The sequence below is a fragment of the Pseudomonas sp. HD57-3 genome (genome assembly GCF_056113135.1).
In genome coordinates, this window is the sequence record NZ_CM148568.1 from 3347761 (window position 1) to 3368440 (window position 20680).

Annotated in this window: 14 protein-coding genes; 8 read left to right on the forward strand and 6 right to left on the reverse strand. The window is 60.3% G+C overall.

Going from position 1 to position 20680, the window contains the following annotated elements; translation table 11 throughout:
• Positions 1-101: 101 nt before the first annotated feature.
• The 5 genes from AC0R79_RS15045 to AC0R79_RS15065 are packed head-to-tail and all read left to right on the forward strand — an operon-like array spanning position 102 to position 6646.
• The gene (locus AC0R79_RS15045; protein WP_474730265.1) at positions 102-3593 is read left to right on the forward strand and encodes a response regulator; all 3492 of its coding nucleotides are present in this window, start codon (positions 102-104) and stop codon (positions 3591-3593) included.
• On the forward strand, positions 3593-4426 hold the full coding sequence (locus tag AC0R79_RS15050; RefSeq protein ID WP_085603817.1) for a CheR family methyltransferase: 834 nt from the start codon (positions 3593-3595) through the stop codon (positions 4424-4426). Before AC0R79_RS15045 ends, AC0R79_RS15050 begins: the two co-directional genes overlap by 1 nt.
• On the forward strand, positions 4423-5016 hold the full coding sequence (locus tag AC0R79_RS15055; protein WP_127798083.1) for a chemotaxis protein CheB: 594 nt from the start codon (positions 4423-4425) through the stop codon (positions 5014-5016). The genes AC0R79_RS15050 and AC0R79_RS15055 overlap by 4 nt, the downstream gene beginning before the upstream one ends.
• Positions 5010-6224: a hybrid sensor histidine kinase/response regulator gene (locus tag AC0R79_RS15060; protein ID WP_127798084.1), complete on the forward strand. Its 1215-nt coding sequence runs from the start codon at positions 5010-5012 to the stop codon at positions 6222-6224. Before AC0R79_RS15055 ends, AC0R79_RS15060 begins: the two co-directional genes overlap by 7 nt.
• A gap of 44 nt (positions 6225-6268) precedes the next feature.
• Complete coding sequence (locus tag AC0R79_RS15065; RefSeq protein WP_007954537.1) at positions 6269-6646, forward strand: response regulator; 378 nt, start codon at positions 6269-6271, stop codon at positions 6644-6646.
• A 13-nt stretch (positions 6647-6659) separates the two neighbouring features.
• Here AC0R79_RS15065 and AC0R79_RS15070 read toward each other — a convergent pair whose 3' ends face one another.
• The 3 genes from AC0R79_RS15070 to AC0R79_RS15080 all read right to left on the reverse strand — a co-directional run bounded on the left by AC0R79_RS15070 (position 6660) and on the right by AC0R79_RS15080 (position 11014).
• Entirely contained in the window at positions 6660-8330 is a 1671-nt protein-coding gene (locus AC0R79_RS15070; protein WP_474730272.1) for an ATP-binding protein, read from the reverse strand.
• A complete protein-coding gene (locus AC0R79_RS15075) occupies positions 8327-9829 on the reverse strand; it encodes an ATPase domain-containing protein (protein ID WP_474730273.1) in 1503 nt (500 codons plus the stop codon). The genes AC0R79_RS15070 and AC0R79_RS15075 overlap by 4 nt, the downstream gene beginning before the upstream one ends.
• A gap of 129 nt (positions 9830-9958) precedes the next feature.
• Entirely contained in the window at positions 9959-11014 is a 1056-nt protein-coding gene (locus tag AC0R79_RS15080; RefSeq protein ID WP_085603802.1) for a tetratricopeptide repeat protein, read from the reverse strand.
• Between the two features lie 192 nt (positions 11015-11206).
• On the opposite strand from AC0R79_RS15080, the gene AC0R79_RS15085 reads away from it, so the two are divergent.
• Genes AC0R79_RS15085 through AC0R79_RS15095 form a run of 3 tightly spaced genes read left to right on the forward strand, consistent with a single transcriptional unit; the run spans position 11207 to position 14517 of the window.
• Complete coding sequence (locus AC0R79_RS15085; RefSeq protein ID WP_474730278.1) at positions 11207-13342, forward strand: FUSC family protein; 2136 nt, start codon at positions 11207-11209, stop codon at positions 13340-13342.
• Entirely contained in the window at positions 13332-13532 is a 201-nt protein-coding gene (locus AC0R79_RS15090; RefSeq protein ID WP_039768281.1) for a DUF1656 domain-containing protein, read from the forward strand. Before AC0R79_RS15085 ends, AC0R79_RS15090 begins: the two co-directional genes overlap by 11 nt.
• Positions 13533-13536: 4 nt before the next feature.
• Positions 13537-14517, forward strand: coding sequence for an HlyD family secretion protein (locus tag AC0R79_RS15095; RefSeq protein WP_127798088.1), 981 nt, complete (start codon positions 13537-13539; stop codon positions 14515-14517).
• A 59-nt stretch (positions 14518-14576) separates the two neighbouring features.
• On the opposite strand, the gene AC0R79_RS15100 is transcribed toward AC0R79_RS15095, so the two are convergent.
• Genes AC0R79_RS15100 through mexE form a run of 3 tightly spaced genes read right to left on the reverse strand, consistent with a single transcriptional unit; the run spans position 14577 to position 20455 of the window.
• Complete coding sequence (locus AC0R79_RS15100; protein WP_127798089.1) at positions 14577-15998, reverse strand: efflux transporter outer membrane subunit; 1422 nt, start codon at positions 15996-15998, stop codon at positions 14577-14579.
• The gene (locus tag AC0R79_RS15105; RefSeq protein ID WP_085603791.1) at positions 15995-19186 is read right to left on the reverse strand and encodes an efflux RND transporter permease subunit; all 3192 of its coding nucleotides are present in this window, start codon (positions 19184-19186) and stop codon (positions 15995-15997) included. Before AC0R79_RS15105 ends, AC0R79_RS15100 begins: the two co-directional genes overlap by 4 nt.
• Positions 19187-19201: 15 nt before the next feature.
• On the reverse strand, positions 19202-20455 hold the full coding sequence (mexE, locus tag AC0R79_RS15110; RefSeq protein ID WP_007954549.1) for a multidrug efflux RND transporter periplasmic adaptor subunit MexE: 1254 nt from the start codon (positions 20453-20455) through the stop codon (positions 19202-19204).
• Between the last annotated feature and the right edge of the window lie 225 nt (positions 20456-20680).

A 20680-nucleotide genomic window follows, 5' to 3' on the forward strand; every position in this document is an offset into this window, starting at 1 on the left:
GCAATTGTGGGAAAACAGTACTAAAACTGTGAGAAAAATGGATCCATGCCGCCGTTTTGGGGCAAACTCCCTGGTTTTCAACAGTTCGACAAGGCTGCCACATGTCCTCTCCGTCTTCGGTTGATGAGCAACGGTTTCGCAAACTCCTGAGCCGCAACGTCAGTTTGCCGTTGGGCGTCGGCGTCGTCAGTGCCGTGTTCTTCATTTCGCTGATCACTTATTTGTTGTCCGTGATCCAGTGGGTGGAGCACACCGACCGGGTGATCAATAACGCCAACGAAGCGGTGAAACTCACCGTGGACCTGGAAACCGGCATGCGCGGGTTTCTGCTCAGCGGCGACGAGCATTTCCTCGACCCGTACGAGACGGCCAAGCCGCGCATCGCCGTGGCGTTGAGTACTTTGCTCGAGCTGACCGCCGACAATCCCGCGCAGACCGATCGCCTGCGCCGCCTTCAGGCGTTGCAAGCCGAGTGGGCGACCTATGCGCAATCGATGATCGACCTGCAACGCACCAGCGGTGACTACAAGGCCGCGGTCAAGGCGGGGAAGGGCAAGCGCCTGACCGATGAAGTACGCAAGCAGTTTGACGATGTGATTGAAACCGAACAGTTGCTGCGCGCCTCACGCAACGAAGACGTGCGCCGCACCACGATTTGGAGTATCAGCCTTTATCTGCTGTTCGTGGCGGGCATCAGCGGTCTGCTGGCCTATGTAGGCCGGCGCGATCTGCTCACCCTGTCCCAAAGCTATGGCGCGACCCTGGCGGCACAAGAAGCCAGCGCCCATCGTCTGGAGCAGCAAGCCTGGCTGCGCAACGGTCAGACCCAGCTTGCCGAGCAGGTCTTGGGGCAACTGACGCTCAACCTGCTGGGACGCAACATTCTGCAGTTCTGCGCACAGTACCTTGGCACCGCTGTGGCCGCGCTCTATGTACGCGAAGAACATGGCGGCCTCAAGCGCGTGGCAACCTACGGTTTCTCCCGCGAGCAGGAGCAACAGGATCAATCGATCTACAGCGATGAAGGCCTTGTCGGCCAGGTCGCCCAGCAGGCGCGGCTGATTCGTCTGGATTCGGTGCCGTCCGACTATTTCAAGGTCAGTTCCGGTCTGGGTGAAGGCCTGCCGCACAGCGTGCTGGTGGTGCCGACCAGCGATGACGATCGGGTCAACGGCGTGATCGAACTGGGTTTCCTGCGGCCGCTTACCGACCGCGATGTTGCACTGCTGGAGCTGATCGCCGGCAACATCGGCACCTCCATCGAAGCGGCGCGTTATCGCCAGCGCTTGCAGGAAGTACTGGCCGAAACCCAGCAACTCAACGAAGAGTTGCAGGTACAACAGGAAGAGCTGAAAACCGCCAACGAAGAGCTGGAAGAACAGTCGCGGATTCTCAAGGAGTCCCAGGCGCATCTGGAAACCCAGCAAGTCGAGCTGGAACAGACCAACGAGCAACTGGCCGAACAGGCCCAGACCCTGGCCGAGCAGCGCGACGCCATGGACCAGAAAAACACCGAGCTCAATCAGGCCCAGGTGCAGCTCGAAGAACGCGCCGAAGAGTTGCAGCGTTCGAGCAAGTACAAGTCCGAGTTCCTGGCCAACATGTCCCACGAGCTGCGCACGCCGCTGAACAGCTCGCTGATCCTGGCCAAGCTGCTGGCGGAAAACCCGCAGGACAACCTCAGCGCCGAGCAGGTCAAGTTTGCCGAGTCGATCTACTCCGCCGGCAACGATCTGCTCAACCTGATCAACGACATTCTCGACATTTCCAAGGTGGAAGCCGGCAAACTCGAAGTGATGCCGGAAAACACCAGTGTCGCGCGCCTGGCCGACGGCCTGCGCAGCGTGTTCGAACCGTTGGCGGCGGACAAGAAACTGACGTTCACCGTCGAGTTGCAGCCTGATGCGCCGATCACTCTGTTTACCGATCGCCAGCGTCTGGAGCAGGTAATCAAGAACCTGCTATCCAACGCGGTGAAATTCACAGAACAGGGCACAGTCAGCCTGACCATCGCCGGCCAGCCGGACGATCGCATCGCCTTCATCGTGCGCGACTCGGGGATCGGGATTGCGCAGGATCAACAGGAAAGCATTTTTGAAGCCTTCCGTCAGGCCGACGGCACCACCAACCGCAAATACGGCGGCACTGGCTTGGGCCTGTCGATTTCCCGGGATCTGGCGACCTTGCTGGGCGGTTCGATCAGCGTCAGCAGCGCGCCGGGGCAGGGCAGTGCCTTCACGCTGGTGTTGCCGCAGCAATACAGCGAGCCGGGCGACACGCCGGTTGTGCCGCTGACCTTCAGCCCGCCGGCTTCTACGCCGGTCATCGCGCCTGTCGCAGCGGTTTCGCCTCTGGCGCCTGTCGACATCCCGCGCTTCAACGATGACCGCAACAAGGCACCGTTCGCTACCCGTTGCATTCTGGTGGTGGAAGACGAGCCGAATTTCGCTCACATCCTTTACGACCTGGCCCATGAACTGGGTTATCAGTGCCTGGTCGCCCACGGCGCCGATGAAGGTTACGACCTGGCGAAAGAGTTCGTGCCGGACGCGATCCTGCTGGACATGCGCCTGCCGGACCATTCGGGCCTGACCGTCCTGCAACGCCTGAAAGAACACGCCGAAACCCGGCACATCCCGGTGCACGTGATTTCCGTGGAAGACCGCGTCGAAGCGGCAATGCACATGGGCGCGATCGGTTACGCGGTCAAGCCGACCACCCGCGAAGAGCTCAAGGACGTGTTCGCCCGTCTTGAAGCCAAGCTGACCCAGAAGGTCAAACGCGTGCTGCTGGTCGAGGACGACGATCTGCAACGGGAAAGCATCGCCCGACTGATCGGCGACGACGACATCGAAATCACCGCTGTGGGCCTGGCGCAAGACGCGCTGGAGCTGCTGCGCACGACGATCTTCGATTGCATGGTCATCGACCTGAAGCTGCCGGACATGCTCGGCAACGACCTGCTCAAGCGCATGTCCACCGAGGACATCTGCTCGTTCCCGCCGGTGATCGTCTATACCGGGCGCAACCTGACCCGCGACGAAGAGGCCGACCTGCGCAAGTATTCGCGCTCGATCATCATCAAGGGCGCGCGCTCGCCGGAACGTCTGCTGGACGAGGTCACACTCTTTCTGCACAAAGTCGAATCGCAGTTGTCCCATGAACGGCAGAAGATGCTCAAGACCGCCCGCAGTCGCGACAAGGTCTTCGAAGGTCGCAAAGTGCTGCTGGTGGACGACGATGTACGCAACATCTTCGCCCTGACCAGCGCGCTGGAAACCAAGGGTGCAGTCGTGGTGATCGGCCGTAACGGTCGCGAAGCGATTGAAAAACTGAATGAAGTCGAGGACATCGACCTGGTGCTGATGGACGTGATGATGCCGGAAATGGATGGTTTTGAAGCCACCATGGAAATCCGCAAGGATCCGCGCTGGCGCAAGCTGCCGATCATCGCGGTGACGGCCAAGGCCATGAAGGACGATCAGGAGCGCTGCCTGCAGGCGGGCGCCAATGATTACCTGGCCAAGCCCATCGATCTGGATCGCCTGTTCTCGCTGATTCGCGTGTGGTTACCGAAGATGGAACGCATTTAGTGGAACGTAGTAATCCCGTTGAACGAAACAGTGAAATCGAACTGCGGCTGCTGATCGAGGCGATTTATCTCAAGTACAGCTACGACTTTCGCGATTACTCCGGCGCCTCGATCAAGCGCCGGGTGCAACATGCGTTGAGTCAGTTCGAGTGCGCGACCATCTCGGCCTTGCAGGAGAAAGTCCTGCACGACCCGACGGCGTTCATGCAGTTGCTGCAATTGCTGACGATCCCGGTCAGCGAGATGTTCCGCGATCCGTCGCACTTCCTGGCGATCCGTCAGGAGGTGGTGCCGCTGCTCAAGACCTATCCGTCGATCAAGATCTGGATCGCGGGGTGCAGCACTGGCGAGGAGGTCTACTCGATGGCGATCCTGCTGCGCGAAGAGGGCCTGCTCGACCGCACGATCATCTACGCCACAGACATCAACCCGCGCTCGCTGGACAAGGCCAAGCAGGGGATCTTTTCGATGGAGAACGTGCGTGCCTACACCGCCAATTATCAGCAGGCCGGCGGTCAGCGCTCGTTCGCCGACTACTACACTGCAGCCTATGGCTACGCGATTTTCGACAAGAGCCTGTGCGAGAACGTGACCTTCGCCGATCACAGCCTGGCGACCGATAGTGTATTCTCCGAAACTCAATTAATTTCGTGTCGTAACGTGTTGATTTACTTCAACAAAAAACTTCAGGATCGAGCATTCGGGTTGTTCCATGAGTCGTTGTGCCACCGTGGATTTCTGGTACTGGGCAGCAAGGAAACTCTGGACTTTTCCGGCTACTCCAACCAGTTCGAGCCGCTGGTGAAACAAGAACGGATCTACCGCAAATCATGAACAGTGCAGCGGATTTGCCTCGGGTCGAGGCGATTGTGGTCGGAGCTTCCGCCGGTGGCGTCGAGGCTTTGTTGACGATGCTCGGTTCATTGAGGGCCGGGTTCGGGCTGCCGATCATCATCGTCCTGCATCTGCCCGAAGAGCGGCGCAGCCAGCTTGCCGATGTGTTCGCCCGCCGATTGGCCCTGCCGGTCGCTGAAGCCATCGACAAGCAGGACATAACGCCTGGCACCGTGTACTTCGCGACGCCGGGTTATCACTTGTCGGTAGAACAGGATTTCAGCCTGTCGCTGAGCCTTGAAGACCGTCTGCATCATTCGCGGCCTTCGATCGACTTTCTGTTCGAATCCGCCGCCGATGCCTACGGGCCGGCGCTGGCCGCCGTGTTGCTGACCGGCGCCAACCACGATGGCGCGCGGGGCCTGGCGCAAGTCAAACGCCAGGGCGGGCTGACCATCGTGCAAGACCCGGACGAGGCGCAGGTCGCGACCATGCCCCGCGCGGCGCTGAAGATTCATCAACCGGATTACATTCTTCCCATCCACGGCATCGGCCGTCTGCTTGTCGAGCTGGAACGAATCGCATGCTGAGTAATATCCAGGCAAAACTGCTGATCGTTGACGATCTGCCCGAGAACCTGCTGGCCCTCGAAGCGCTGATCAAACGCGAAGACCGCACCGTCTATAAAGCGCTGTCGGCGGACGAAGCGCTGTCGCTGCTGCTGCAACACGAATTCGCCATGGCCATCCTCGACGTGCAGATGCCTGGCATGAACGGCTTCGAGCTGGCCGAGCTGATGCGTGGCACCGAGAAAACCAAGAACATCCCGATCATCTTTGTCAGCGCCGCCGGCCGTGAACTCAATTACGCGTTCAAGGGCTATGAAAGCGGTGCGGTGGATTTCCTGCACAAGCCGCTGGATATCCACGCGGTGAAGAGCAAGGTCAACGTCTTCGTCGACCTGTACCGCCAGAGCAAGGCGATGAAGCAACAGGTCGAAGCCCTCGAGCAGAGCCGTCGCGAACAGGAAGCGCTGTTGCAGCAACTGCAAAGCACCCAGGGCGAACTGGAGCAGGCGGTGCGCATGCGTGACGACTTCATGTCGATCGTCGCCCACGAAGTGCGCACGCCGCTCAACGGCCTTATCCTCGAAACCCAACTGCGCAAGATGCACCTGGCCCGGGACAACGCCGCCGCTTTCACCCTCGACAAGATGCACGCCATGGTCGACCGCGACGAGCGCCAGATCAAAAGCCTGATCCGCCTGATCGAGGACATGCTCGACGTGTCGCGGATCCGCACCGGCAAGCTGTCGATCCGACCGAGTCGCTTCGATCTCGCGCAACTGGTGAGCACTCTGCTGGAGAATTTCGCCCAGCAGATCGAAGCTGCCGAGACCGAAGTCAGCTTCACCGCGACCGAGCCGGTGGAAGGGCAGTGGGACGAATTCCGTATCGAGCAAGTGGTGTCGAACCTGCTGACCAACGCCTTGCGTTATGGCGGTAAAAGTCCGATCCAGGTTCGGGTTTATCGCGAAGGAAACGAAGCTCGGGTCGAAGTTCAGGATCAGGGCATCGGCATCAGCGAGGAGAACCAGAAACGCATTTTTCAACAGTTCGAACGGGTCTCTGCCAAGACGGTGGTGGCCGGTCTCGGACTGGGTCTGTTCATTTCCGAGCAGATCGTCGCCGCCCATGGCGGCTCCATCGTCGTCGAAAGCAAGATCAACGAGGGCGCCCTGTTTCGCGTTTGTCTGCCGCTCCAGGAAAACGGCAAAACAAACGCAACCTCTGAGTGACCACACGGTCGTATCAGCAGCTATTGACCGAACAAAGGCTTCCCATGAGCGTAGATGCACAAGATGTAGTACTCGTCGTCGAGGACGAACCGGTGATCCTGATGGTCCTGACCGATTATTTGTCAGGCCAGGGCTATCGCGTATTGCAGGCCGAAAACGGCGAGCAGGCGTTCGAGATTCTGGCGAGCAAGCCGCATCTGGACATGTTGATTACTGATTTCCGCCTGCCTGGCGGGATCTCCGGCGTGCAGATCGCCGAACCCGCCGTCAAGTTGCGCCCTGATCTGAAGGTGATCTTCATCAGCGGTTATCCGCAGGAAATCCGCGAGACCGGCAGCCCTATTACCCGTCGGGCGCCGATCCTGGAAAAACCGTTCGATCTGGATGTGTTGCAGGAGAAGATTCAGGAATTGCTGGCCTGAGGCGTTAACCGCCTCAGCTCTTGATCATTTCCCGCACCTTCGCCGTCAACAGATCGAAGGTGAACGGCTTGGTGATCATCTGCATGCCCGGGTCGAGGAATCCGCCGCGCACCGCCGCGTGCTCGGCATAACCTGTGATGAACAGGACCTTCAAGTCTGGCCGGTATTGCCGGCCGATTTCCGCCAGTTGCCGACCATTCATGCCCGGCAGGCCGACATCACTGATCAGCAGATCGATACGTTGCTCCGAATCCAGAATCGGCATGGCACCGTCAGCATCGCCGGCTTCAACAAACCCGTAACCCAACTCACTCAATACCGCGCTGACCAGCACACGCACGGCCGGATCGTCTTCGACGATCAAGACGGTTTCGCCTTCCACGGCGTTCGGCGCCTGCTCCGTATCTGCTGGCGTGTGAGGCAGTGATTCGCCCTGGAAGCGCGGCAGATAGAGTTTGACCGTGGTGCCCTCGTCGATTTTGCTGTCGATCGACACATGACCACCGGATTGCTTACTGAAGCCGTAGATCATCGACAGACCCAGTCCCGTGCCCTGGCCGATCGGTTTGGTGGTGAAAAACGGGTCGAACGCGCGATTGATCACGCTCTCCGGCATGCCGCAACCATTGTCGGTCACGCTCAATACGACGTAATCACCGGGCTCAAGATTGCTATAGGTCGCGGTGTAGTCGCGATCCAGCACCTGATTGCCCGTCTCGACCACCAGATTGCCGCCGTCGGGCATCGCGTCGCGTGCGTTGATCACCAGGTTGAGCAGGGCGCTTTCCAGTTGGTTGGGGTCGGCCTCGGCCACCCACAATTGTTCGTGCAGGCGCATGTCCAGTTGAATGCTTTCGTTGAGGCTGCGTTGCAGCAGTTCGCCCATCGACTGCACCAGCTCGTTCATCTGCACGGCTTTGGAGTCCAGCGACTGGCGACGGGAGAACGCCAGCAACCGATGGGTCAGGCCGGCGGCGCGGTTGGCCGAAGTCACACCGAGGTCGATCAGGCTGTCGAGATCATCCAGGCGGCCACGGGCCAACCGACGGCGTAGCAATTCAAGACTGCCGATGATGCCGGTCAGCATGTTGTTGAAGTCGTGGGCGATACCGCCGGTGAGCTGGCCGACCGCTTCCATCTTCTGCGACTGGCGCAGGGCTTCTTCGTTGTGCCGTAGTTGCGCTGTGCGTTCTTCGACTTGCTGCTCGAGGGTTTCGAGGGTCGATTGCAGGCGTCGCTCGCTATTGCTCAGATCGATCAGGCGGTCGCGGGCCTCGTACTGTCGTCGTCGCCCGCGCAGGGCGGTGGAAATCAGGCTGACCAACGTTGCCGGATGAAAAGGGCGCTCAAGGAACGTCACGTTGCCCAGTAATTTGCTGAGCTGCGACGAAGGTCCTTGTCCGGATCCGCCGTGATGGGTGAGCAAGACAATTGGCAAGTCCGACCACGCCGGTTGTTGCTCCAGATACAGCAGCAGGCCTTCGAGTTCCGGACCATTCAGGGCCTCGGCCGCGATCAGCAGCAGCCCGGCGCCGGGTTCAAGTTCGGTGCACAGGGTGGCCAGATCGGGCGTGATCAGGCCACCGTAGCCGGCCTCGTTGAGGATCATCAGCGCAACCTGGCTGTCGCGACCCAGGGGCGCAAGGATCAGCGCCCGTTCCGACAGCGGTACGGTGACGGTCACAAGTTGTCATCCTTGAGCAGCGGGTTACTCGCGCCGAGGTAGGTGGGGACTCCGCGCAGCACACCCTGGAAGGCTTCCAGCGGTTCACCGATGGTCATGCCTTGCTTGGAAATGCGGTATTCACGAATGGTCGATTCATGGCTGCCGGTACGTTTCTTGATGATCGAAATCGCCCGGCGTACCTTGCCGAGGGCTTCGAAATAACGCAGCAGAATCACTGTGTCGGCGAGGTAGGTAATGTCTACCGGGGCCTGCATGTCGCCGACCAGTCCATGCTGGGCGACGGTCATGAACGTCGCGGCGCCCTTGCGGTTCAGGTACAGCAACAGTTCGTGCATGTGCAATACCAGCGCGTTCTCTTCCGGCATCGCGGCCTGATAGCCGTTGATGCTGTCGATCACCACGGTCTTGATGTCACCTTCATCGACGCAGCGTCGCACCCGGTGGGAGAACTCGCCGGGCGACAGCTCGGCGGCGTCCACTTGTTCGATCAGTAGATTGCCGGTGGCTTGCAGGGCCTTGAGGTCGATGCCGATGTTCTTCATCCGTTCGAACAGCAGGCCCAGCTCTTCGTCGAAAATGAACAGCGCAGCCTTTTCACCACGCGCCACGGCGGCTGCCGCGAAAATCATGGTGATCAAGGATTTGCCGGTCCCCGCCGGGCCCAGAATCAGCGTGCTGGAGCCGGTCTCGATACCGCCACCGAGCAGGGCGTCCATTTCCTTGATGCCGCTGGACAGTTGCAGCCGTGGGTAATCGCCCCGGTGCTCGGCCGCCACCAGACGCGGGAAGACGTGTACGCCATCGCCCATGATGGTGAAGTCATGGAAGCCACCACGGTATTTCTGGCCTCGGTACTTGATCACCCGCACGCGACGGCGTTCAGCGCCATAGTTGGGGGTCAGTTCTTCGAGGCGGATCACGCCGTGAGCGACACTGTGCACGGTTTTGTCGAGGGATTCGGTGGTCAGGTCATCGAGCAGCAATACCGTGGCGTCGTAGCGCACGAAGTAATGCTTGATCGCCAGGATCTGTCGACGGTAGCGCAGGGAGCTTTGCGCCAGCAGGCGGATTTCCGAGAGGCTGTCGAGTACGACCCGGGTGGGTTTGAAGCGCTCGACGACTTCGAAAATCTGCTTGGTTGCTTCGCCCAGCTCAAGGTCCGAGGAGTACAGCAGACTTTGATGATGCTCGGCGTTGAGCAGGCTTTCCGGGGGCGTCAGCTCGAAAATTTCGATGTTTTGGTTCAGTTCCCAACCGTGGGACGCCGCGCCCTGGCGCAACTCGCGCTCGGTTTCGGACAGCGTGATGTACAACGAACGTTCGCCGGCACGGGCGCCGGCCAGCAAAAAATGCAACGCGACTGTGGTTTTACCGGTTCCAGGCTCGCCCTCCAGCAAGAAAACATGACTGCGGGACAAACCACCGGCCAGGATATCGTCGAGACCCTCGATGCCGGTGGCGGCTTTTGCACTGATCAACGCGTTCGATGTAGACAAAAAATGCCCTCTCATGACTAGGGGAAACGCGGCAGCGGGCGCCGGACGCCGTTTTGGCACTGCCTGTTTACTTGACCTTTTGCCGTGACGGCGGTTCCGATTTTCTTGCGGGATGTGTCGCGAAGGCCGCTAGAGACCTTGCTGAAGCGAGGGATCGTCGGGATTCATCTGTTCGAGCTGGGCCAACAGAATCTGCACATTCTGCAACTGACCGCTTTCTTTCCAGTAATTGATCAGCAACACGCGCGCCTTGCGATCCGCAGGGTGACGCTGGACGATTTCCTGCAACTGCTTTTGCGCCGCTTCCAGTTCTTCGGCGCTGTGCAGGGTGGTAGCAAGGTCGTAGCGGTAGTCCTTGTTGTCGGGCTCGAGTTCTACGGCTTTGGACAAACCGAGCAGGGCGTACTCGCGTTGATCGTGATGCAGCAGCCAGAGGCCAAGCGCGTGTTGCAGATAAGCCGAATCGGGTTGGGCCTTCAATTGTCGGGCGAGCAATTGTCGTGCGGCATCGCTTTGTCCCTGGCGGTCGAGCACTTCGATCTGCATCACCAGTGCCGGCAGGTTGCCAGGGTCGAGGCGCAGGGTTTGTTCCAGCGCTTCCTGCGCCTGTTTCAATTCGGCATTGTGCAGATACAGGCGCGCCAGTTGCGCATAGTTGGCGGCGCTTTCCGGCTGGGCCTTCAGCGCCTGTTCCCACACGTCGATGCCTTGCTGGAGCGGCGCGAAATACAGGCCCAGTTGATCCGGAGACAAGCCGAGCAGGGCGTTGATCGCGGCGAAGCGGACGGTTTGATCTTCATCGTCGAGCAACGGCCCCAGCAGCAGGCTGCGCTGCCCGCCCGGCACCAGGCCGGTCACGCTTTTGATTGCTGCCAGCCGCACATCCGGCGACTCGTTTTGCAGATCCGCGTCCGCCAGCTTCAAGGCCTGCGGGCTTGGGTAATTGGGCAACTCGGCATGCAGCCAGACACGCCGCTTGACCGACAGATCCGGACGCCCCAGTTGCTGATACAAAACCCGCGCGGCACCCGGCTGGCCAGCCCGAGCGGCGGCCAGCGCTTCGCTGTACCCATGCTTGATCGCTTCCGGCACCACGGGCGCGGTACTGCGCAATGACAGCCAGGCCACGAAGAGGACCAGCACAAGGCCGAGGCTGATGAGCAAATAGCGGCGAGACTGAGGCATGCGAATTTCCGAAACTTTCGTTTTGTAGCGGAGGTCGCAAGCTTCTGTCAGCTCGCGCCGTGAGTCAAACCCTCTGCCCGATATGGCCTACTACAGGCGTTGAATCGACCTACAACTCGTGTCGACCCTGTTCGCCGTCATGCCCTCCATGCAGTGTCTACGCTTTCAGAAGTTGTTTCGAAGAGGCTACCCATGCAATCCCTGCTTATTTATTTCAAGGCGGTGATCCACCCCAGCCAGGCCGTGCTGCTGTTTGGTTTGCGCACCATTGCCGCCGGATTGCTGACCTTGTATCTGGCGTTCCTGTTCGATCTGGATCAACCGAAGTGGTCGATCATGGCCGTCGTTATCATCAGCCAGCCACTGGCCGGGATGGCGCTGGCACGCAGCTTCGGGCAAATCATCGGCACGACCCTCGGTGCGGCGGTGGCGGTGCTGCTGATGGCGATTTTCCCCCAGGCGCCGTTGCCGTTCATCACGACTCTGGCGCTATGGCTGGCCCTGTGCACGGCCGGCGGCACGCTGCTGCGCTACACCAGTTCCCAGGCGTTCGTGCTTAGCGGATACACCGCCGTGGTGGTGGCGCTATTGGCGATTCCGGATCAGGACGGCACCTTTCTGCTGGCGGTCACCCGGGTTACCGAAACCTTGCTGGCGGTGGCGTGCGTATGCGTGGTCAGCCTGCTGACGGCGCGGCCCGAAGCGGTATCACGGAACTATTTCGCGAAGGTTGATCAGGTTATCAAGCTCGCCGCCACCCATGCCGCCGCTGTTCTTCGCACTGAAGAAAGCGAAGCGGACTTTCAGCGTCGGCAAATGCAACTGCTGGGGGAAATCAGCGCCCTTGAAGGGCTGCGCCGGCATTTGTATTTCGATGCTCCGCGCCTGCGCAGTGCCAACAATCTGGTGCTGTTGCTGGGCAATCAGCTGATGCTGCTGACTTCGCGCCTGACCGCTTTGCGCCACCAGCGGGAATTGCTCACCGAACGCTGGGAGGGCGATCTGCCGCTAGACATCCAGCAATTGCGCGCCGAGGAGCTGGCACTTCTTGATCAGCTCGCACAGCAAGGGCGCTCATTGCCGGCCGAGGTGCGGCACCAGTTCGTCGCGCTGCAACAGCAATTCGAAGCGCTGGCCTACAAGGCCGAACAACTGACGGAAGACATGAGTGCAACCCTGCGCTCGCTGGCATGGGCGCTGCGCTGGGAACAGGCGCGGCTGTTGCAGCAGCTGGAGCAGATTCTCGAACTGAGCGACGCGATACAGGAAGGGCGGGAGGCCAGTTGCATGTTCCGTGGCCAGTCCAGCCCCTTGCACCTGGATTTCACCCTCGCAACGATGAACGCCATTCGCGCCTTCAGCGCGTTGCTGGTAGCCGGGCTGATCTGGATCGAAACCGCGTGGGACGGCGCGCGGGGCGGGATGATTCTGGTGGGGATTCTGTGTTCATTGATGGCGACGTTTCCACGTCCTTTAATTGCCGCGCAGAGTTACGCCCGAGGGCTGGGACTGGCCTTGGTGGTGTCGGCCTTCTATCAATTCATGCTGGTTCCGGCGATCAGCGATTTCGAAATGTTGGCCTTGTTGCTCGCGCCTTTGCTGTATGTGATCGCGGTCGGACTGTCCAGCCCGGCCACTGCCGGTATCGGAATGGGGCTGGGGCTGTCGAGTTTCCTGATGCTCGGTCCGCAAAACGTCGGCACCGGGCAGAACACCGCCATTCAATGGTTCGAATTCGCCGGAGCCTATGTCAGTGCAGCGATGCTGGCTCTGATTGTCTATGCCTGGATCTTCCCGTTCCGTCCAGCCTTTCGAATCAGGCGCTTTTATAACGAGGCGCGGGAGCAGGTCTACCAACTGATCAAGAGTCCGGCCACCGATGAGCAGCAATTCGCCTTCGAAAGTCGAATGGTCGATCGCCTGACCTCGATGCTGGGCGTGCTGCCGGCCGCCAATGATCGGGATATGCAGCGTTTGTATGAAATCAGTCTCGCCTGTGTAGCGCTGGGCGTGGCCATGCACCAGCTCAGGCAACAGGCACAGAACAATACTCTGCTCACTGACGCATTCGGTCGGCAGCTGTCGACGGCATTGCGTCAGACCGGCCGTTTCGTCGCTGGCCGACCGGACGTGCGCCTGACACCGTTGCTGACTACGCTGCATGCGCTCGGCGATGAGCTGGATGCCTTGCATGTCGCCACCCATGAGCACTTGTGGTCGGTGTTTCGCATGCGTGTGGCCCTGTTGATCGTGGTGTCGTTTCTGGAGCGACATGGCGAGCATTTGCAGCCCGACCGTCCTGAAGGAGAACCCGTCCTTGCCCATTGATTTCGAGATCGGCGGCGTTTACCTGCCACCCATCGCCCAGGCTTTGTTACTGGCCATACCGGTTTTTCTGCTGCTCGACTGGGGTTTGCGCCGGCTTGGCGTCCTGCGTTTTGTCTGGCACGAGGCGCTGTTCGAAGGCGCCTTGTACGCCTGTGTATGCGCCGCATTGATATTGCTGATGGGAGCCTGAAACCTTGAAGACGTTGCTCACTCGATTGACGACATTGGCGGTGGTGCTGCTGGCAGTCGTGCTTGGCTGGTTCGCCTGGGAACATTACACCCGGGCCCCGTGGACGCGGGATGCGCGGGTGAGGGCGGATGTGGTGACGCTGTCGGCGGATGTTTCGGGCCGCATCGTCACACTGGCGGTGCAGGACAACCAGCATGTCGACAAGGGCCAGTTGCTGCTTGAGATCGATCCGGCGCGCTACAGCCTCGCCGTCGAGCATGCGAAGCGCTCGGTGGAGGTCTCGAAGGCCACACTCGGTCAGTCACAAGCAGCCATCGTCGCCAGCGAGGCATTGCTCAAACAACGCCAGAGTGAAGAGCGCCGGCGACGTACGCTCAAGCAAGGGTTCGCGATTTCCGGGGAAGAGTGGGAGAAGTCCAGCACCGACGTCGCAGTGGCCCAGGCCGATCTGTTGCGCAATCAGGCGAATCTCGGTCTGGCCGAAGCCAACGTGCAACTGGCGATTGCTGCGTTGACCCAGGCTGAACTGGATCTGCAACGCACCCGTGTCGAAGCGCCGGTCAGCGGTTATGTCACCAACCTGTTGACCCGTCAGGGGGATTACGCGGTGGCCGGCGGCGCGTTGCTGGCGCTGGTGGACAGTGGCTCCTTTTACGTCAGCGGCTATTTCGAGGAAACCAAACTGCCACGGATCGAGGAGGGTGATCGGGTGCGGATCGAATTGATGAGCGGGGAAAAATTCGGCGGCACCGTGCAAAGCATCGCCTTCGCCATTGCTGACCGGGAAAACGCGCCGGGCAGTCGATTGCTGGCCAACATCAACCCCAGCTACACCTGGGTGAAACTGGCGCAACGAGTACCGGTGCGGATCGGCATCGATCCCGATTACGCCGGCAAGGACCGACTGAGAGCCGGCACTACCGCCACGGTCACCGTGCTGGAAAACCATGAAAGACAGGTACAAAAAAGCCCCGCGACCGAATGATACGCGGGGCAAAAAATTTGGTTGGTTGCGGCCAACCAAAGGAGCTCTTTAAAAACCTGTTACTTGCTGGCGACCGTCTCTGGCTGCCAGCCGCCACCGAGGGCCTTGTAGATCGCGACGATGCCGCGATACAGATCCACTTCGGCCTGGGCCTGGCTGTCTTCGGCGTTCAAACGTTCACGCTGGGCATCGAGCAACACCAGGAAATCGGTGGTGCCTTCGCGGTAGCGAATCTCGGCGAGGTCGGCAGCCTTGCGGCTGGATTCGCTCTGACGGATCAGCGAAATCAGACGTTGCTGACGCTTGCCGTAATCACTGAAGGCGTTTTCCGACTCTTCCAGCGCGAGCAATACTTGCTGCTCGTAGGTCGCCAGTGCGCCTTCGGCATCGGCATCGGCGCCGCGCAGACGGGCCCGCACGCTGCCCAGGTCAAACGCTGCCCAAGTGATGCTTGGGCCCAGTGCCCAGGCGTTGGCCGCCGAGGAACCGATCTGCGAACCACGCCCGGCCGTCCAGCCGAGGAAACCGCTCAGGCTGACCCGAGGAAACAGGTCGGCCTTGGCCACACCGATACGCGCCGTGGCCGACGCCAGTTTGCGTTCGGCGCTGAGGATGTCCGGACGACGTTGCAGCAATTCGCCCGGATCACCGATCGGCAAGGCCTTGGCAATCGCCGGCAGGTCTTTCGGGCTCAGGTCGACGGTCAGTTTGTCCGGACGTTCACCCAGCAGAGTGGCGATGCGGTTTTTCTGCCGCGCCTGTTCCGCCTGCAACTGCGGCACGCTGGCTTCGACCGAAGCCAGACGGGCATCGGCCCGTTCAACATCGAGCTGATCGCCAACACCGGCGTCACGCAGGCTGATGGTGATCTTGCGCGACTCCTGCTGGTTGTTCAGGTTGGCCAGGGCGATCTTTTCCCGCAATTGAGCGCCGCGCAGTTGACCATAAGCGTCCACCAGTTCGGCAATCATGGTGACTTGCAGTTGGTACAGATCGGCTTCGGCCGCTTGCTGGTCGGCGTCGCTGGCTTCCAGATTGCGCTGGATGCGTCCGAACAGGTCCAGCTCCCAGGCCATATCCAGCCCCAGGTCATAGCGCTCGCTATTGACCCGGTTGGTGGTCTGACCCGGGATCTGACCTTTGGCCAGATCGCTGCTGGCGCGGCTGGTGATGGTCGGCATCGCATCGTTGCTGGCGTCGTCGCGGATCGCCCGGGCGGCTTTCCAGCGGGCGAATGCCACGCGCAGTTCACGGTTGCCTTGCAGCGATTGAGTCACCAACTGGTTGAGGGTCGGATCGTCGAACTGCTGCCACCAGATGCCTTCGAATTTCGAACGGTCGAAGTTCTTCTGGCCGGCGGCGCCGTCGGTGGCGGACGTGATGTTCGCCGCCTCCGTCGTCGGGGTCTTGTAGTCAGGGCCGACGGCGCAGGCACTCAGGGCCAGCACCAGCAGGCTCGGCAGGAAGACTTTCAGACTCATTGGTGCGCCTCCAGTGGCTTTTGAAGATTTTGCGCCTTGGCCGCTTTGCGCGCTTCGCTGCGCTCAACGAAGTTGCGGATCAACACATAGAACACGGGGGTCAGCAGCAGACCGAAGAAGGTCACACCGAGCATCCCGGAGAACACCGCCACACCCATGGCATGACGCATCTCGGCACCGGCACCGCTGGAGAACACCAGTGGCACCACACCCATGATGAACGCGAACGAAGTCATCAGGATCGGCCGCAGACGCAGACGGCAGGCTTCCAGTACGGCGGCCAGCGGATCGAGGCCTTCTTCCTGTTTGTCCTTGGCGAACTCGACGATCAGAATCGCGTTCTTACACGCCAGGCCCACCAGTACGATCAAGCCGATCTGGGTGAAGATGTTGTTGTCGCCGCCAGAGATGATCACACCGGTGATGGCCGACAGCAGGGTCATCGGTACGATCAGGATCACCGCCAGTGGCAGGCTCCAGCTTTCGTATTGGGCCGCGAGCACCAGGAACGCCAGCAATACGCAGAGCGGGAACACGAACAGCGCAGTGTTGCCGGACAGAATCTGCTGGTAGGTCAGGTCGGTCCACTCGTAGGTCATGCCGTTCGGAAGTTCATCCTTGAGCAGTTTCTCGATGGCTTTTTCGGCCTGGCCAGAGCTGTAGCCCGGGGCTGCCGCACCGTTGATTTCAGCGGTGATGAAGCCGTTGTAGTGCATCACGCGATCCGGGCCCGAGGTGTCGCTGACCTTGATGAAGGTCGCCAGCGGGATCATTTCGCCTTTGTTGTTGCGTACTTTCAGCTGGCCGATCTGGTCGGATTCGAGGCGGAACTGTTGCTCTGCCTGAACGTTGACCTGATAGGTACGACCGAAGCGGTTGAAGTCGTTGGCATACAGCGAGCCCAGGTAGATCTGCAGGGTGTCGAAGATGTCGCTGACGGCCACGCCGTGGGTCTTGGCTTTTTCCCGGTCGATGGCGGCATCGACCTGCGGCACGTTCACGGTGTAGCTGGTGAACAGGTTGGCCAGTTCCGGAACGTTATGGCTCTTGGCAATAATGTTCATGGTTTCCTTGTACAGCTCTTCGTAGCCCAGGTTGCCCCGGTCCTCGATTTGCAGGCGGAAACCACCAATGGTACCCAGACCTTGTACCGGCGGCGGCGGGAAGATCGCCATGTAGGCTTCCTGAATCCCGGCGTACTGGCCGTTCAAGGCACCGGCAATCGCACCGGCGGACATGCTCGGGTCTTTACGCTCGTCGAACGGTTTCAGGGTCACGAAAACGATGCCGGCGTTCGGGCTGTTGGTGAAGCCGTTGATCGACAGGCCCGGGAACGCTACGGCGCTTTCCACGCCAGGCTGTTTCAGTGCCAGGTCGGACATGCGTTTGATCACGTCTTCAGTGCGGTCCAGGCTCGCGGCGTCCGGCAGTTGCGCGAAGGCCACCAGGTATTGCTTGTCCTGGCCGGGTACGAAACCGGTCGGGGTGCTGGAGAAACCGAAGAAGGTCAGCACCATCAGACCTGCGTACAGGAAGAGGGCGATGCCGCTGCCACGGATGACCCGGCGCACGGTGCCGACGTAGCCATGGCTGGCGCGGTCGAAGAAACGGTTGAACGGACGGAACAGCCAGCCACCGAAGATCTTGTCCAGCACTCGCGAGAAGCGGTCTTTCGGTGCGTCGTGACCTTTAAGCAACACAGCGGCCAGCGCTGGCGACAGGGTCAGCGAGTTGAAGGCCGAGATCACGGTCGAGATCGCGATGGTCAGTGCGAACTGCTTGTAGAACTGACCGGTGAGGCCCGAGATGAATGCCGCCGGTACGAACACCGCACACAGCACCAGCGCCGTGGCAATGATCGGGCCCGTCACTTCACCCATGGCCTTTTTGGTCGCATCGAAGGGGTTGAGCCCCAGTTCAATGTTCCGCTCGACGTTCTCAACCACCACGATGGCGTCGTCCACCACGATACCGATCGCCAATACCAGGCCGAACAGCGACAGCGCGTTGAGCGAGAAGCCGAACAGGTGCATCACCGCAAACGTACCGATCAACGATACCGGCACCGCCACCAACGGGATGATCGAGGCGCGCCAGGTCTGCAGGAACAGGATCACCACCAGTACCACGAGGATCAGTGCTTCGAAGAGGGTGTGAACCACCGCCTCGATGGAGCCGCGCACGAAGATCGTCGGGTCATAGACGATGCTGTAGTCCATGCCTTGCGGGAAGCTTTTCTTCAGTTCTTCCATCTTGCCGCGAACTTCGTTCGATATTTCGATGGCGTTGGAGCCAGGACGCTGGAAGATCGGGATCGCTACGGCCGGCTGGTTGTTCAGCAACGAACGCAGGGCGTACTGGCTGGAACCCAGTTCGACGCGGGCGATGTCCTTCAGGCGGGTGATTTCACCATTGTCACCGGCGCGAATGACGATGTTCTCAAACTCTTCTTCGGTGACCAGGCGGCCCTGAGTGTTGATCGACAACTGGAAGCTTTGCGCAGTCGGGGCAGGAGGAGCACCCAGTTGACCGGCGGCCACCTGACGGTTCTGCTCACGAATCGCGGTCACCACATCAGTCGCGGTCAGATTGCGCGAAGCGGTCTTGTTCGGGTCGAGCCATACACGCAGCGAGTAGTCGCCCATACCGAACAACTGCACGTCACCGACACCACCGAGGCGAGCGAGCTCGTCCTTGATATTGAGGATCGCGTAGTTGGACAGGTACAGCATGTCGTAGCGTTTGTCCGGCGAGGTCAAGTGCACAACCATGGTCAGGTCGGGCGAAGCCTTGTCGACGGTGATACCGATGCGCGTCACTTCTTCTGGAAGTTTCGGCTCGGTCCGGGTCACGCGGTTCTGCACCTGCACCTGCGCGTTGTCCAGGTCAGTGCCCAGGGCGAAGGTGATGGTCAGGGTGATCTTGCCGTCAGCGGTGGATTGCGAGGACATGTACAGCATGTTCTCGACGCCGGTGATGGCCTGCTCCAGTGGAGCCGCCACGGTTTCACCGATGACTTTTGGGTTGGCGCCCGGGAAGTTGGCACGCACCACCACGGTCGGTGGCACGACTTCCGGGTATTCGCTGATCGGCAACTGGAACAGCGAAATCGCACCGGCGATCAGGATCAGCAGCGAAAGCACCGCTGCGAAGATCGGCCGTGAAATGAAGAATTGGGAAAAATTCATCGGAGTTGTCGTCCCTTAACCGCGTGGGGTCGCAGCAGCCAGTTTCACAACCGAACCCGGCGCGCCTTTGGCAGGTGCGACTTTGGGCAGGTTGCTGGCTTCCAGCGCTTGTCGTTGTTGAGCGAGAGCGGCAATGGTTTGCTCGCTGGCCATCGGGATCACTTCAGGCGAAACCGGGGAGCCAGGACGAACCCGTTGCAGACCCTTGACGATGATCGTGTCGTCCTTGTTCAGGCCGCTGCGCACGATACGCAGGCCTTCGATCTTCGGACCGAGTTCAACGGCGCGGTAGGCGGTCTTGTTGTCGCCATCCATCACCAGCACGAACTTCTTGCCGAGGTCGGTACCGACCGCTTCGTCGTTGATCAACATGGCGTTGTAGGTGCCGCTGCCGACCAGTTTCAGGCGTGCATACAGACCCGGGGTGTAGGTGCCGTCGCTGTTGTCGAACACGGCGCGACCACGGATGGTGCCGGTTTTCGGGTTGACCTGGTTGTCGACGAAGTTCATCTGGCCCAGGTGCGGGTTGCCGTCTTCATTGGACAGGCCCATGTACACCGGGGTGGTTGCACCGCGCTGACCCTGACGGGCGAGTTGGGTGTATTTGAGGAACACACGCTCGTCGGCGTCGAAGTAGGCGTAGACCTTGTCGGTGGAAACCACGCTGGTCAGCGCAGTGGTGTCGGCGGTCACCAGGTTACCGGCGGTGATTTCGGCACGGCTGACGCGGCCGCTGATCGGTGCGGTAACACGGGTAAAGCTCAGGTTCAGTTTGGCCAGATCCAGTTGCGCTTGCAGGGCACCGACAGCAGCACGGGCTTCTTGTGCAGCGCTGGTGCGCGAGTCGGCCAGCTCGGCGGAGATGGCGTTGCTGGCACGCAGGCGTTCGCCCCGGCCGGCTTCGTTTTCACTGCGTGTGGCATTGGCGCGGGATTGGGCAACCAGAGCTTCGAGGCGGCGGACCTCGGCCTGGAACGGACGCGGGTCGATCTGGAACAGCAGGTCGCCTTTCTTGACCAGCGCACCTTCGGTGAAGGCGACTTCGTCGATCTGGCCGGAGACCCGCGGACGGATTTCAACGGTTTCCGGCGCCTCGAGGCGCCCGGTGAATTCGTCCCACTCGTTGACCGGTTGTTCCAGCACCTTGGCCACGCTGACTTTGGCAGCAGGCATGGTGGCGGCGGTTTCCGGAGTCTTGCCGCACGCGCTCATCACCAGCACGGCCAACATGGCCAACGGGAAGCGCAAATGTTTGAGTGATTGTTCCATGGATGCATCCGCCAATGTATTGAAGATGGGCGGATGATGCTCGGCGGGTAGATGGCAAACGAATCGAATGACACGAAGGTAACTATCATTCGGAATGATATAAGCGCGAGGGAAGCCCTCTAGCATGCACCTTTCGTTAGGAGGCTATCAATTGGTTTCAGAGCAATTCTCTGTTACCCATGACGCAAAGGTCGGGTGTGAAACTGCACGGTGGTGATTACGCGA

What these genes read in the sequence shown, in the direction of transcription:
- AC0R79_RS15045 (WP_474730265.1), top strand. Translation starts at nt 102, where the DNA reads ATGTCCTCTCCGTCTTCGGTTGATGAGCAACGGTTTCGCAAACTCCTG.
- AC0R79_RS15055 (WP_127798083.1), top strand. Translation starts at nt 4,423, where the DNA reads ATGAACAGTGCAGCGGATTTGCCTCGGGTCGAGGCGATTGTGGTCGGA.
- AC0R79_RS15060 (WP_127798084.1), top strand. Translation starts at nt 5,010, where the DNA reads ATGCTGAGTAATATCCAGGCAAAACTGCTGATCGTTGACGATCTGCCC.
- AC0R79_RS15065 (WP_007954537.1), top strand. Translation starts at nt 6,269, where the DNA reads ATGAGCGTAGATGCACAAGATGTAGTACTCGTCGTCGAGGACGAACCG.
- AC0R79_RS15080 (WP_085603802.1), bottom strand. Translation starts at nt 11,014, where the DNA reads ATGCCTCAGTCTCGCCGCTATTTGCTCATCAGCCTCGGCCTTGTGCTG.
- AC0R79_RS15085 (WP_474730278.1), top strand. Translation starts at nt 11,207, where the DNA reads ATGCAATCCCTGCTTATTTATTTCAAGGCGGTGATCCACCCCAGCCAG.
- AC0R79_RS15100 (WP_127798089.1), bottom strand. Translation starts at nt 15,998, where the DNA reads ATGAGTCTGAAAGTCTTCCTGCCGAGCCTGCTGGTGCTGGCCCTGAGT.
- AC0R79_RS15105 (WP_085603791.1), bottom strand. Translation starts at nt 19,186, where the DNA reads ATGAATTTTTCCCAATTCTTCATTTCACGGCCGATCTTCGCAGCGGTG.
- mexE (WP_007954549.1), bottom strand. Translation starts at nt 20,455, where the DNA reads ATGGAACAATCACTCAAACATTTGCGCTTCCCGTTGGCCATGTTGGCC.